The sequence below is a fragment of the Nocardia sp. NRRL S-836 genome (genome assembly GCF_001279525.1).
GTDB lineage: Bacteria > Actinomycetota > Actinomycetes > Mycobacteriales > Pseudonocardiaceae > Lentzea.
Genome location: NZ_LGDY01000183.1, coordinates 1 through 787 on the forward strand (window position 1 = coordinate 1; position 787 = coordinate 787).

At 68.7% G+C, this 787-nt stretch carries 1 pseudogene; it reads right to left on the reverse strand.

What is annotated here, in order from left to right:
* Window positions 1–735 (reverse strand): annotated as a pseudogene (locus tag ADL03_RS50105) (IS5 family transposase); the annotation flags it as partial.
* Between the last annotated feature and the right edge of the window lie 52 nt (window positions 736–787).

A 787-nucleotide genomic window follows, 5' to 3' on the forward strand; every position in this document is an offset into this window, starting at 1 on the left:
AAGGCGGGTGGGCGGCCTCCGGCCCGGCCGCGGCGGGCTCGGTTGGCGCGCTGGTCGCGGCGTTCGGGGATGGTGGCCCGGATGCCGCGGCGGCGCAGGTGAGCGCGGATGGACCTGCTGGAGTAGCCCTTGTCTGCGATCACCCGCGCCGGCCGCGTCGCAAGCCGGCCGGGTCGCGCCGGCGGGAACCACACACGCGCCAGCACGGTGGTGAACATGGTGCAGTCGTTGGTGTTGCCGCCGGTCAGGACGGTCGTGAGTGGGCGGCCGTGTCCATCACAAGCGAGGTGGATCTTGGTGGACAGACCGCCTCGGGACCGGCCGATAGCATGATCATCTGGTTCGGTCTGCCCGCCACACGACCCGCTCGCCCCCTGTGTGAGCACACGGGTGGCGGCGGGCACCGGCCGCGTGCTGATGGGCACGCACGATGCTGGAGTCGACCGAGACCTCCCGATCGAGTTCGTCGATCGCCTCCGCGATCACCCGCACCTTCGACACCAGCATGGTCAGAGTGCCGTTGCGCGACCAGCGCCAGAACCGGTTGTACACCGTCTTCCACGGCCCGTACCGTTCCGGCAGGTCACGCCACGACACCCCGGTCTTGGCCTTGAACAGCATCCCGTTGATCACACGCCGGTCATCCACCCGCGGACGGCCCTTCGCACCCGAGACCGGCAACAACGGCTGCAACGCCTGCCACTGCTCATCAGTCAGCTCATGCCTGCGCACCACGGCACAAGATCAAAGCACGTCAGACGAACCAGCTTTGAGGACGGGCCCTAGC